Origin of the sequence: Nitrosomonas sp. (genome assembly GCF_040240425.1) — a bacterium.
GTDB lineage: Bacteria > Pseudomonadota > Gammaproteobacteria > Burkholderiales > Nitrosomonadaceae > Nitrosomonas.
Genome location: NZ_QPHG01000003.1, coordinates 125,901 through 138,695 on the forward strand (window position 1 = coordinate 125,901; position 12,795 = coordinate 138,695).

Sequence of the window (12,795 nt, forward strand, 5' to 3'; positions counted from 1 at the left end):
TAAACAAAAACAGTGTGCTATTTTCATTTGCTTATTATATAACACATTCGATGAAAGCATCCGCAAGGGGGCTTGAAGCAATTTTATTGCAGCATCCAATCAAGGCAGCTAATTGTCATTTGCTACGGTTGATTCAATAATCCGGTGCACAATGCAGAATTGAGCGCCCAATCCTTGTAGTTGGCATTCGTAGTAACGTTCACTGTCTTCAAATTCCGCCTTGGCTTCGAGTGAAAACTCGACATGCATCAGAATTCACCGATGACATCACTGGCCGGAATACCTTTAACTTTGCCTTCGCGATAAGCTTGTAGACGACGCTCGGCTTCTTCGATCCAAATACGATCCAGCTCGGAATCAATACGATCGAGGCTATGCAGAAGTTCATCGATCACTGCAAAGCGCTCGGCTGAGGGTAATTTCACTGCTTCTGCAATTAATTTTTTTTTGTCCATGGCGATGACTGCCTTCTTATTGATTTCCGCGATGCTACTACTATTAATGATAGCCGCATTTCATGCTTAACGGGTAGTCCATGCAAAATCAACATGTCCAGATGTTGTCTATAGTCTATAATCAGTCAATGATCAATTTTAGCAATACTTAAATTGCAATCTTCAATCACCAAATAAAACATATGCAACGCTGGCTTCGCAACTTATCGATCTTACCCTTCCTGCTGCTCACCGCCTGCGCGATGGGGCCGGATTATATTCGTCCGCAGGTCGATGTCGCGGAGAAATTCCGCATGGCGCCGATGGAGGGTGAATCGGTTGCCAATTTGCGCTGGTGGGAGTTGTTGCAGGATGAAACGTTGCAGCAGCTGATCCGGCAGGCTTTGCAGGAAAACAAAAACCTCAAGCAAGCGGTGGCTACTGTTGAAGAGTTTGAGGCGCGTTTATATACCACGCGCATGGGATTTATTCCGAACATCGGCGCCGATGCCAATGCGCCGGCTTTCGGCACGCTCGGCGGGTTTCTGCGTCCGGGCTTTGCCACGCCGTTCAACTATTACGGCCAGACCACGCTGAATTGGGAATTGGATATCTGGGGCAAAATCCGCCGCTCCAACGAGGCAGCGCGCGCCGATCTGCTCGCGCAGGAAGAAAGCCGGCACGCCGTGATTCTGACGCTGGTCAGCGCGGTGGCGCAATCTTACTTCGATCTGCTGCAACTCGACATGCAGCGTGAGATCGCCCAGCGTGCCTTGAATTCCTGGGAAGAGTCGGTCGCCATTGCGCAGGCGCAGTTGCTCGGCGGCATCATTCCCCGCCTTGATTTCGATCAATTCCAGGCCGAACGCGCCAATGCCGCCGCTCGCATTGCCGATCTGGAGCGGCAAATGCGGCAAAAAGAGAACGAACTCAGCGTGCTGCTGGGAAAAAATCCGGCGACGGTGGCACGTGGTCATACCTTGATCGAACAAGTCATGCCGCCGGAAGTACCCGCCGGGTTACCATCGGAATTGCTGCAACGGCGTCCCGACATTATACGTTCCGAGCATATGCTAGCGGCGGCGACGGCAAAAATCGGCGTGGCTAAAGCGGCGCGCTTTCCCAAGATTTCGATTACCGGTTTTCTTGGCGTGGCCAGTCCGGCGATCTCCAATCTGCTGCTTTCCGGCAGTGAATTCGGCGCGGGCGGCCTTGGTCTGGCCGTGCCGTTGTTAAACGCGCAAAGCTTGGGATTCGAGCAGCGCGCAGCGGAAGCGCAAGCGCGGCAGGCATTGGCGCAATACGAACAGACCATTCTGGTGGCCTTCAAGGAAGTTGAAGATGCCCTAGTGGCGGTGCGCACCGCCAACGATCAGCGCAAGGCGCAGCAAGAACAAGTGGACGCGCTGCGCTCCGCGTTGCAGGTAGCCGATCTACGTTACCACGGCGGCATTACCAGTTATGTCGATGTGCTGCTGGCCAAACGCAACTTGTTCGACGCGGAATTCGCGCTGATGGCGACCCACCGCCTGCATCTGGTATCGATCGTGCAGCTTTACAAAGCATTGGGTGGCGGATGGGTGTTGTTGTAACCACCGGTTTGTAGCAGGCGAGCCCGTGAACAGCCGGAACTTATCGCGCGCCGGTTGACACATAAAATTTTAAATAGTCTGGCAGCGATTTAAGTACATTTTTCCTGACCGGCTTCTCCATTAAATAATCAAAATAACCCAGAGTCGACGCTATGCAGAAAATATTTCAATGGATCAATGCCCGTGAAGCTCGAAGCAGTTCAATCGCGGCTTATTGTTTGACGGTTTTGTTGCTCGTGCTGTTAACAGCCTGTTCGGGCCAGCCGCCGGAAAATCCGGCGCCACCGCCACCGCAGGTCGAAGTCATTACCATAGCGCCGCAAACGGTTGACGATCAGCCGGAGTTCATCGGGCAGACCGAGGCTTTCCGGCCGGTTGAGATTCGTCCGCAAGTCAGCGGTATTATCAAAAAGATTCATTTCATCGAAGGGCGGAACGTTAAACAAGGCGACAAGTTATACCTGATCGATCCGGTGCCTTTTAAGGCCATTTACCTCAGCAACAAAGCGAAAGTTGCGCAATCCCAAGCACGCCTGACCCAAGCCAAGCAAGATCTGGCGCGTGTCAAACCGTTGCTGGAAAAGCAAGCCGTCAGCAAGAAAGACGTCGATGACGCCGAGGCCGGAATGCTGGCAGCCCGCGCAACGCTGGAAGCCGCGCAAAACGATCTGATCAAAGCAAAATTCGATCTCGATAACACACTGATCACCGCGCCGGTCAACGGCCGTATCGGCCGCAGCCAGTTTTACGAAGGACGGTTGGTTTCCGCACAAGAATCGCTACTCGCCACGATCGATCAGCTCGATCCGATGTATGTCAACGTCAATGTACCGGAAAGCTATTTGCTGCGCCGCCGCCGCGAATTAGCTGCGCATAAGGTGGAACGGCCCGACATTTTCCAGCTACGCGGCGTTATGACGTTTTCCGATGGCAGCGTGTATCCGCACGAAGGCATACTGGATTTCGCCGATGTCACGATACGGCCGCAAAGCGGATCGTTGCAGGGGCGTTTCAAATTTCCCAATCCGGAAGGCGGCATGGCGCCGGGAGATTCCTATTTTTATCCCGGCCAGTTCGTCAGAGTCCGTATTAAGGGTTATATCCGCAATAACGCCATGCTGATCCCGCAACGCGCGGTGCAGCAAGGTCCCAACGATTCATTCGTGTATGTGATCGACGCTGAGGAAACCGCGCAACTGCGTCCGGTGCAAGCCAGCGCTTGGCGCGGCAAGGATTGGTTGATCGAGAGTGGTTTGCAGCCGGGGGAACGCGTAGTGGTGGAAGGATTTTTCCGCATCCTGCCAGGGGTAAAAGTGCACGCGATTGAACAGCAGCAACAACTGCAGGAAAGCGCCGCCGTTCAGACATCCGATCAACCGGCTCAGCAGGTCGCACCATGAAGTCACATTTTTTCATCGACCGGCCTATTTTCGCATCGGTATTGTCGATCATCATTGTCGTGCTAGGCTTGGTGGCGTTGCAGAAATTACCGGTTGCGCAATTTCCGCAAATTACCCCACCGATGGTGCAGATCGACGCAGATTATCCCGGCGCCAGCGCGGAAGTCGTTGCCGAAGCGGTGGCGCGCCCGATCGAAGTGCAGTTACCCGGCATCGATAATCTGCTGTATTACGAATCGGTCAGTACCAACGATGGTCACATGATGCTGCGCTTGACCTTCGAGATCGGTACCGATGTCGATATCGCACAAGTGCAGACGCAGAACCGGCAACGCTTGGCTGAGCCGCAGCTGCCGGATGAAGTGGTGCGGCAGGGCGTGACGGTGAAAAAAACATCGCCGGATTTGCTCGCTGTGGTCATCCTGAGCTCCACCGATCCCAAGCATGATAACGTTTTTCTGTCGAATTACGCGTTGCTACGCATACTCGATAATGTCAAACGCCTACCCGGCGTAGGCGATGCCATCATTTTCGGCGGCCAGAATTATTCCATGCGGCTCATCCTCGATCCGGTGCGGATGGCGCAGCTGAACCTGACACCCAGCGAAATCGCCGCCGTGGTGCGCGAACAGAACCGCGATTTTCCGGCGGGACGGATCGGACGCGAACCGACGCCGGAAGGCACGGAAATGACCATTCCGGTGATTACCCACGGGCGCATGAGCGAGGTCAAGGAATTCGAGGATATGATCGTGCGCGCTTACCCGGACGGCTCGATGGTGCGGCTGCGCGATGTGGCGCGCATCGAACTGGGGGCGCAATCATACGATCTGGAGGGACGTTGGAACGGTCAGCCAAATACTTTCTTGCTGACTTTCCTGGCGCCCGGTGCCAATGCGCTCGAGACCGTGCGGGGTATCCGCGCGGAAGTCCAGCGCTTAAGCAAAAGCTTTCCGGCCGGGGTGTCGTACGACATTCCCTACGACACGACCACGTTCATCGATGTTTCCATCAAAGAAGTGTTGATAACGCTGGCGGAAGCGACACTGCTGGTGATTCTGGTAGTTTTTGTCTTTTTGCAAAGCTGGCGCGCTACGTTGATTCCCGCAGTGGCCGTTCCAGTTTCCTTGATCGGCACGCTGGCCGGTATGGAAATGCTGGGATTTTCCATTAATACGCTGACGTTGTTCGGCATGGTGCTGGCGATCGGTATCGTGGTCGACGATGCCATTGTGGTGGTAGAGAACGTCGAGCGGCACATGAATCAAGGCGGTTTGTCCCCCAGGGATGCGGCGAAACGCGCCATGGAGGAAGTGTCCGGGCCGGTGATCGCGATCGTGCTGGTGCTGGCCGCGGTGTTTTTGCCGGTAGCTTTCCTTGGTGGTATTACCGGCGAATTGTATAAGCAATTTGCCATCACCATTGCGTTGTCGGTCGCCATATCCGGTTTCGTCGCGCTAACCTTGAGTCCCGCTTTATGCGCGCTGGTGCTCAAACCTGCGCATCAAGCGCCGCAAGGGGTTTGGCAGTTGTTTAACCGTTCGTTCGATTGGATGCAGACCCGCTATACCGGGGCTGTGGCAACAATCTTGCGTCGTTCGGTGATTGCGCTGACGCTTTTCGCGGTGATGATTGCCGGTATCATCGGTTTGTTCAAAATTCTGCCGGGCAGTTTTCTGCCGGAAGAAGATCAGGGCTATTTCATCACTGTGGTGCAACTGCCGGATGGCGCTTCGATGACGCGCACGCGGGAAGTATTGAGCAAAATCGAAAGCTATTTTCAGGCGAATCCGGCAGTACATTCCACCGATGTGCTGGCGGGCCAGAACTTTGTGTTCAGCACGCGCGGTGCTAATCAAGCCACCATGTTCGTTCCGCTGAATCACTGGGATACGCGCCCGAATCCCGAACAAAAAGTGCACGGCTTGATCGGCGCTGCTTTTCAGGAATTCGCCAAGATTCCCGAGGCGCTGATTCTGGCTTTCAATGCGCCTTCGATCAGCGGATTGGGATCGACCGGCGGATTCTCGGTGCAGATACAAGATCCCAGCGGCGGCGATTTCGCCGAGTTTGCTGCGGTGGCTCAGGAATTTACCGCCAAGGCCATGGAAAATCCGGCGATTGCCGTGGCCAGCACCAATTTCCGGGTCAGTGCGCCAAGACTGTATGTAACGGTAGATCGTGAACGCGCCAAGGCCCTGGGAGTACCGATTTCGGAAATTTTCGATACCATGCAGGCCTATTTCGGTAATTTTTATATCAACGATTTCGTCAAATTCGGCCGCATTTACCGGGTGCAAACCGAAGCATTGCCGGAATACCGCTCCAATCCCGACGATATCAGCAAAATTTATGTACGTGCGCAAAGTGGCGCAACGTCGACCATGATTCCGCTGGATTCGGTCGTCAATACCACATTCAACAGCGGCCCCGATCCGGTAACGCACTTCAACGGCGCCAATTCCGCGCTAGTACTGGGCGGTGCCGCGCCGGGCTACAGCTCGGGGCAAGCGCTGGCCGCGCTGGAGCAAGCCGCCGATGAAATTCTGCTGCCACGCGGCTACACCCTCGATTGGAGCGGTATTTCGCTGCAAGAGCGCAAAGCGGGCGGACAATCGGTCATGGTGTTTGCCTTTGCGCTACTGATGGTGTTTCTGGTACTGGCCGCTCTGTACGAAAGCTGGTCGATTCCGATGGCAGTGATTCTGGCGATTCCTTTCGGCATACTCGGCGCGCTACTGGCGATATGGATGCGAGGTTTGAGCAATGATATTTATTTCCAGATCGGCTTAGTGACTTTGATCGGCTTGGCGGCTAAAAACGCCATTTTGATTGTCGAGTTTGCCAATCAGCGCCATGCCGCCGGGGAAACGCTCACCGATGCGGCATTGGATGCCGCGCGGCTACGCTTCCGCCCGATTATTATGACCTCAATGGCATTCATTCTCGGCGTATTTCCCTTGGTGGTCGCATCAGGCGCCGGTGCCGCCAGTCGTCATTCAATCGGTACTGGAGTATTCGGCGGTATGCTGGCGGCGACATTTCTGGCAATCTTTTTCGTACCGCTGTTTTTTGTGCTGATCGGCAAGATCGGGCACCGCGGCAAACTGCCACCCGCTGAGAGCGAACGCATTGAGGCCAAAGATCCTGCGCCACAAAAGGAAAATCAGGATCATCATCCAAGCGGTGATCAGAAGTAAACTGCTACACCGTCAATGTATTCGAGGCAGCCGATGCAAGGCAGAAACAGGCGATAGCGCAGTTTCTGCTTAATAAATGAGCATTTTCAGCCTGTTTTAACACCACAGCGGCAACGCAAATAGTTTTTCAACGGCGCCTGCTAAACATTGCCATGACGTCCCCGTCCTCCACCCCCAGTACGGCGCTGAGCGGATGGCCGATTGGCCGCCGGATGCGCAGAGCCACCCAACCCAGCAGGTTTCTTAGCGGCTGGTTTTTTGCTTGGAGCATTTTTTGGTGCGCTACGCGGTGCGTTTCGTGAAGATGGCGCACCACGCGGCTCGCCGCCACGGCCATTTTTTATCGGCTCGGCTTTAATGCGTGGATCCGGTTCAAAACCGGCAATTACCTGACTGGGTAACTCACGCTTGATCAATCTTTCGATTGCTGTGAGTAACTTAGTTTCATCGACACACACCAGCGACACCGCATCGCCTTCCGCACCGGCGCGGCCTGTGCGGCCGATTCGGTGCACATAATCCTCAGCCACATTGGGTAATTCAAAGTTAACAACGTGCGGCAGCTCACTGATATCAATGCCGCGCGCGGCAATATCGGTGGCCACCAGCACTTGCAGGCTACCCGCCTTGAATTTTGTCAAAGCCTGAGTACGCGCCGACTGGCTTTTGTTTCCATGAATGGCAAGCGCTGAAATGCCGTTTGCTGCCAAAAATTCAGTTAGTTTATTAGCACCATGTTTGGTGCGAGTAAATACCAGCACTTGCGACCAGCGATGTTGTTTAATCAAATGCGCAAGTAGCTCTTTTTTGCGGTCACGATCTACGGGATGCACCACGTGCGTCACCTTGTCAGCAGTCGCATTACGGCGCGCAACCTCAATCATTACCGGCTTGTTGAGTAAATTATCCGCCAGTGCCTGGATTTCATCCGAGAAAGTGGCCGAGAATAATAAATTCTGCCGCTGCTTGGGCAGTAGTGCGAGAATTTTTTTAATATCGCGGATAAATCCCATGTCCAACATGCGATCGGCTTCATCCAGCACGAGAATCTCAATCTGCGACAGATTCAGCGTTTTTTGCTGCACATGATCGAGTAACCGTCCCGGCGTGGCGACCAATATATCCACACGGCTTTTCAGGCGCGTGATTTGCGGATTAATATTCACGCCGCCGATCATGATCATCGAGCTTAATTTCAGGTATTTGCCATAATCACGCACACTCTCTTCCACCTGCGCGGCCAGTTCACGCGTCGGCACAAGAATCAGCGCTCGTATCGGTGGCCGCCCGCTGGATGGTCCTTTGATACTTTTGTCGGAAAGACGATGCAAAATGGGTAAAGTAAAACCAGCAGTCTTTCCGGTGCCGGTTTGTGCACCGGCCAATAAATCACCGCCAGCCAATACGGCTGGAATGGCTTGTGTTTGAATGGGGGTAGGAACCGTATAGCCGCGTTCAGTGACGGCACGGATAATTTCATCGGACAAGCCGAAATTTGAGAAAGACATAAAAATCCAGGAGGGTTAACGGTCTGTCATAGCGACTATCGCATGACAATCAAGGTAAGCGGATGAAGGATACTGCCATAAATCCAGAACTTAAACTTATGATGAGTATAATATGGGTTGAACTTAAAATCTCAACTATAATCAATAAATTTCTCATACTTCCCATGCATTTATACTTCTATTCCGTGGCCCTATTATCCTGCTGCAATTCTCACAATGTGTGATTATCCCGTCATCCGCTGGCATGAAGCGGACGAAGAAAAATCAGCACGCTGGTGTTCGGAAAAGGATTTGCCGCCACCCAAACGGGTGCAGGTTATTGACGACCGCATGCCTGCCGATACTGCTTATCGTCTGGCTTGTGAAGGAACGGCGTTGTTATGGCGCGGTGATTTCCAAAATGCGCGGCAACTGTTGCAAGCAATGGCGCGACGGGTGGATAAAAAGAAACCGGAGAAAAATCCACGGCAGCAAAGGGTTTTCACGCCTGCCGAAGCATTTCACCGGCACCGTCTGGTGCAATCGCAACGTGCACGCACGCTGGAAAAATTATTGATTCCTTTTAATGCCGATCACAGCATCCCGTTGCGCCGCGCACCGGATGTGCATGCCGCTTGCCTGGAAGCTTATGGCGCTTGCACCGGAGCGTATATTGCCTCGCTGCGCGAGTTGCTGGGATTGATCGGCGCTTACGAATGGCGCAAGAAAGGGATTGAAATTGCCGCGCTGGGTATGACGATACACCCGCATTACGGCGTATTTGCACCGATCCGCAACGAATATGTCAAATTGGTCGCTCAAGCACCGCTACCCAAACTACTGGCCAAACAATCCATCGCCTTCGATATCGGCACCGGCACCGGCGTATTGGCTGCGGCATTGGCATTGCGTGGCGTGCAACACATCACCGCGACCGATCAAGACCCGCGCGCATTACAGTGCGCACGCGACAATTTAACGCGCTTGAATCTGGTCGATCACGTCGAGTTAGTGCAAACCGATCTTTTTCCGCAGGGACAAGCGGCGCTGATCGTCTGCAATCCGCCGTGGATCCCGGCGCGTCCCAGCTCACCGCTCGAGCATGCCATTTTCGACCCGGAAAGCCGCATGCTGCGCGGATTTCTGCATGGTTTGCGCGATCATCTGCTGCCGGATGGCGAAGGCTGGCTGATTCTGTCGGATTTTGCCGAACATTTGGGATTGCGTACGCGCGAAGAATTGCTGCACATGATCGATGCGGCGGGCTTGAAAGTGATGGGACGCACCGATATAAAACCGCACCATCCACGTGTTTCGGATACCAGCGATCCGTTACACAGCGCCCGGACAGCGGAACTCACGTCATTATGGCGGCTGGCCGTAAAATAGCCGGGAATTGCTACAACTCGGTGTACTTTTTCGCGCTGCCTTTGGATTTCTCGACCGGATACTTCAGCGCATTTTTCGCCATTTTCTCCAGCACGATCTGCTCCACGTCGAGATCGTATTTATCGGCCAGCAGCAACGCAAACGCGATCACATCGGCCAGCTCTTCCTTGACGCTATCGATATCCGCCTGCTCCGGCGCTTTCCACAAAAAAACCTCGAGCAGCTCGGCCGCCTCGATATTCAACGCCATCGCCAAGTCTTTCGCATTATGAAATTGCGCCCAATCGCGTTCATCACGGAATTTGCGCAAAATTTCGGTGAGTTGTTGGATGTCGTTCAATTTTCTCGATCCATTATTGCGCAGCGCCTTTGTCAGATTCCAATCCGGCAATGGAGTCCAATAACCGCCGGGCGTTTGCAGGCGAGCGGAGCAAATACAAGGTTTCTTCCAGCGCCTGATAATCTTCGAGAGAAATCAGAACAACTGGCGCTGCCCCTTTCCGGGTAATAATGACAGGCAAGTGATCGTTGCAAACCTGCTCCATCGTTTGGGCTAAATTGGCGCGCACTGCGGTGTAGCTGATTGCATCCATCACATCACCATTGTTTGTACAAACTAACGTATAGAAAATCGAGCAGATTGCGAAAACTAACCAGGCCAGTCATCCAGCAATTTGTCTAACTGATCCGAAAAATGCCGCTTCAAGTGCTCAATATCGCTGTACCGAGTCCAGAAATGTCCCATTGCTTCAATCTTTTCCTGAAATTTCCACAAAGTTTGCAAGGCGGATTTGTCAATGCTGCCAATGGAAGTCGGCGCGTCTTTAAAGTAAGTATATATATGCGGTTTACCATTTTTCTGAAAAGCTTGATAAGCCACGTCAAATTCTTCTTCGGTAAAACTACCCGTTTTTGTCATGAATAGGCTGACAAAAATATCGCAAGCTTGTACCTCTTTGTTGTACTCATCTTGCAATCGGGTTCCCGACATCGCATCGAGAAAATTTTCCCAACGAAAGATTTCAAGATAAATACCTCGCTTGCGCAAGCGGTCATTCAGTTGCCGGAAATACAGATCGAAATCGTTGCGGTCGTCGCGCAATTCTTTCGATGAAGCCAGAAAAATTTTGACAGTTTTAGTTTCCGGTTGGAAAGTAGTTTTAACTTCTTTTCGATTTTGCATTTCGTCCGGTATCGATGCAGGGATGAAACCATCGAGCAACGACAATACATTCACATCCCGATAACTGGCCCGGCATTCGATATTAAGCTTGCCATCCTGCTTACGCTTCAACAGGTATTTATACTCATACATTTCTGGCGTTGCTGCAGTAATGCATTGATCGCAATTGCACGGAATCAGCTTTTGCAGTTTTTCTTCTAACCCACTGAAGCTGGCATGCAATGCGTCCAAGTCGGCGGCGATGATGCTGAGTAATGCTTTGGCATCCACACCGCGGGCGCGCAGCACGATTTCATTGCCGCGCGATGTGACTTGCACCAAGACACTGCTGCTATCCGCTTCGAATAACACACCATTGGCCCATGCCAAATCCGGGCATACCACATAACGGTGTTTCCTGACCATCAAGCGGCTCACCAATCCTTTGGGCAAAAAATGATAGCGGTAGGTCAGCACCAAATCGCCCGGCTTTTCCCAGTCAAGCAACCCAGTTGGCATCGATGGTGGCAGCAATTGCGGCATCAACCAGGTTTTATCGCTCTTCGGCAAATCGGACAAGGCATAGCACAATTCGAATTTTTCCATCAATGCGCGCAACTCCGGGTGCATGTCGCGGTATTCGGAACTGCTCCAAATACGTTCGCAATCGGTAACGGTGAACCGCCCCAAACGGGATTTAACGGTTTCATCGTCGATAACGCGAAAAACTGCCTCAGTCGCCCAGCGGTTTTGTAAAATTACCGTTTTGCATAGCACATCATCATCCTGAAAGTGCAGGAACACACCCAAATCATGCAGATATTGACTTAAAAGTAACGCTTTGGAGCGATCGAATTTCAGATGCTGTTCATATAGATCGAAATAATCCTGTTGCGTAATATAGGGCGTTCGTTCGGCTTTTCGTTCGAGCGCTTGGCGGATATCGATCCACTTTGCCGGTACTTGTTCGCCTACGTGCGGCAGTTTTTGCACTAGGTGTTCAATTTCCCTCGCCAAATTATCTACCGACCCGGGAAACTCCAAGTTACCGCGGCAAACATCCTTCACATTATCGAAACGGCCTTTGATACCAGCAATATCGATTGGTTTACTGCGCCCGCCTTTTTCATTCTGGAAAATCAATACCGGGCTATGCTTGCTTAACAAATCGATGACTTCGAACCAATAACGGAACCCTTCGTCGGTGACCGATTTGTAATCTTTGGCGGTATCATCAAGCAAAATATACAAAGAATTTTTTGTCAGAAAGAACTGGTGCGTGGCGTGATAAATCTGCTGACCACCGAAATCCCATACATTGATTCTAAAAGTTCTACCATCTCCGAGGCGAAAATTGTAAGCGTGAATATCGATGCCGCGTGTAGTTTCATCCTCGGTGGGTAGCGGCATATTCTGCTGATACAAACGGCGCAGCAAACTGGTTTTGCCCGCCCGGCCTTCGCCGACAATCAATACTTTCGCTTCGAGCAGTGTGGCGGTTCCTTGCACATCGATTTCGCGAAAATAATTCAATACAGCTTGATGTCCTTGCTCAACGATTTCAGGAGGTGGATGGATTAATGAGCAATTCTCAACGATAACTCCATCTTTCCAATCATCTATTATTTTTGCTGCTATTCCTTTTTCTAATAAATATTTTATTGGCGAAAGATCAGTTACCAAAGTATCACTGACATTTAGTCTACGAAGACAAGGTAAATTTGAAAACTCATTTAAGCCTGTTACTGCGGTTCTTTCTAATTCTAAAATCTCAAGTTCTTCTAGCGCAACAAAATGCTTAATCCCGGTTTTTGATATTTCGTTAGGGTCTTAGGAAGTTAAGCACTTACTAAAGTGTGCTAACTTTCTGAGATGAATGCCAAAAACAGATACTATTTTCGTTCTCGAATCAGAGAAGCAAAATTCAGGCAACTTATTCGATGTTTTTCGATGGATTTTACTGCTACTGACACAACCCAATTGACCGGCATTTCTATCCGATCCGTCAATACCATTTATCTTAAAATACGACAGCGAATTGCCCAGAATTGCGAACTTGAATCCCCTCTGCAAGGTTCTGTAGAAGTTGATGACTCTTACTTTGGTGCCCAGCGAGTCAGGGGTAAAAGGG

10 protein-coding genes and 1 pseudogene are annotated in these 12,795 nt (G+C 51.7%); 5 read left to right on the forward strand and 6 right to left on the reverse strand.

Annotated elements, in window-relative coordinates:
• Positions 1-108: 108 nt before the first annotated feature.
• Together DU481_RS01955 and DU481_RS01960 are read right to left on the reverse strand one after the other, a co-directional pair.
• The gene (locus tag DU481_RS01955) at positions 109-249 is read right to left on the reverse strand and encodes a hypothetical protein (protein WP_350131893.1); all 141 of its coding nucleotides are present in this window, start codon (positions 247-249) and stop codon (positions 109-111) included.
• Positions 249-455, reverse strand: a complete 207-nt coding sequence (locus DU481_RS01960; RefSeq protein WP_350131896.1) for an addiction module protein — start codon at positions 453-455, stop codon at positions 249-251. The genes DU481_RS01955 and DU481_RS01960 overlap by 1 nt, the downstream gene beginning before the upstream one ends.
• Positions 456-637: 182 nt before the next feature.
• On the opposite strand from DU481_RS01960, the gene DU481_RS01965 reads away from it, so the two are divergent.
• From DU481_RS01965 to DU481_RS01975, 3 genes are all read left to right on the forward strand, one after another.
• A complete protein-coding gene (locus DU481_RS01965) occupies positions 638-2,026 on the forward strand; it encodes an efflux transporter outer membrane subunit (RefSeq protein ID WP_350131899.1) in 1,389 nt (462 codons plus the stop codon).
• A gap of 152 nt (positions 2,027-2,178) precedes the next feature.
• Entirely contained in the window at positions 2,179-3,426 is a 1,248-nt protein-coding gene (locus DU481_RS01970; RefSeq protein ID WP_350131902.1) for an efflux RND transporter periplasmic adaptor subunit, read from the forward strand.
• Positions 3,423-6,626: a multidrug efflux RND transporter permease subunit gene (locus DU481_RS01975; RefSeq protein ID WP_350131905.1), complete on the forward strand. Its 3,204-nt coding sequence runs from the start codon at positions 3,423-3,425 to the stop codon at positions 6,624-6,626. The genes DU481_RS01970 and DU481_RS01975 overlap by 4 nt, the downstream gene beginning before the upstream one ends.
• A 140-nt stretch (positions 6,627-6,766) precedes the next feature.
• On the opposite strand, the gene DU481_RS01980 is transcribed toward DU481_RS01975, so the two are convergent.
• Positions 6,767-8,134 (reverse strand): DEAD/DEAH box helicase, encoded by a 1,368-nt coding sequence (locus DU481_RS01980; protein ID WP_350131908.1) that lies wholly within the window; start codon positions 8,132-8,134, stop codon positions 6,767-6,769.
• A 216-nt stretch (positions 8,135-8,350) separates the two neighbouring features.
• Here DU481_RS01980 and DU481_RS01985 point away from each other — a divergent pair, with 216 nt between their 5' ends.
• Positions 8,351-9,502, forward strand: a complete 1,152-nt coding sequence (locus DU481_RS01985; protein ID WP_350131910.1) for a methyltransferase — start codon at positions 8,351-8,353, stop codon at positions 9,500-9,502.
• 10 nt (positions 9,503-9,512) lie between these two features.
• On the opposite strand, the gene DU481_RS01990 is transcribed toward DU481_RS01985, so the two are convergent.
• From DU481_RS01990 to DU481_RS02000, 3 genes are read right to left on the reverse strand one after another with little or no spacing between them, the layout of a single operon-like run.
• Entirely contained in the window at positions 9,513-9,842 is a 330-nt protein-coding gene (locus DU481_RS01990; protein WP_350131912.1) for a nucleotide pyrophosphohydrolase, read from the reverse strand.
• A 13-nt stretch (positions 9,843-9,855) separates the two neighbouring features.
• Positions 9,856-10,095 (reverse strand): type II toxin-antitoxin system Phd/YefM family antitoxin, encoded by a 240-nt coding sequence (locus tag DU481_RS01995; RefSeq protein ID WP_350131915.1) that lies wholly within the window; start codon positions 10,093-10,095, stop codon positions 9,856-9,858.
• 56 nt (positions 10,096-10,151) lie between these two features.
• Entirely contained in the window at positions 10,152-12,197 is a 2,046-nt protein-coding gene (locus DU481_RS02000) for a COR domain-containing protein (RefSeq protein ID WP_350131917.1), read from the reverse strand.
• Between the two features lie 339 nt (positions 12,198-12,536).
• Between DU481_RS02000 and DU481_RS02005 the strand changes: the two are divergent.
• A pseudogene (locus DU481_RS02005) lies at positions 12,537-12,795 on the forward strand (IS1595 family transposase); the annotation flags it as partial.

Bases quoted from the DNA above. Each gene is read 5' to 3' on its own strand.
- DU481_RS01955 (WP_350131893.1), bottom strand. From the start codon at position 249: ATGCATGTCGAGTTTTCACTCGAAGCCAAGGCGGAATTTGAAGACAGT.
- DU481_RS01960 (WP_350131896.1), bottom strand. From the start codon at position 455: ATGGACAAAAAAAAATTAATTGCAGAAGCAGTGAAATTACCCTCAGCC.
- DU481_RS01965 (WP_350131899.1), top strand. From the start codon at position 638: ATGCAACGCTGGCTTCGCAACTTATCGATCTTACCCTTCCTGCTGCTC.
- DU481_RS01970 (WP_350131902.1), top strand. From the start codon at position 2,179: ATGCAGAAAATATTTCAATGGATCAATGCCCGTGAAGCTCGAAGCAGT.
- DU481_RS01975 (WP_350131905.1), top strand. From the start codon at position 3,423: ATGAAGTCACATTTTTTCATCGACCGGCCTATTTTCGCATCGGTATTG.
- DU481_RS01980 (WP_350131908.1), bottom strand. From the start codon at position 8,134: ATGTCTTTCTCAAATTTCGGCTTGTCCGATGAAATTATCCGTGCCGTC.
- DU481_RS01985 (WP_350131910.1), top strand. From the start codon at position 8,351: ATGTGTGATTATCCCGTCATCCGCTGGCATGAAGCGGACGAAGAAAAA.
- DU481_RS01995 (WP_350131915.1), bottom strand. From the start codon at position 10,095: ATGGATGCAATCAGCTACACCGCAGTGCGCGCCAATTTAGCCCAAACG.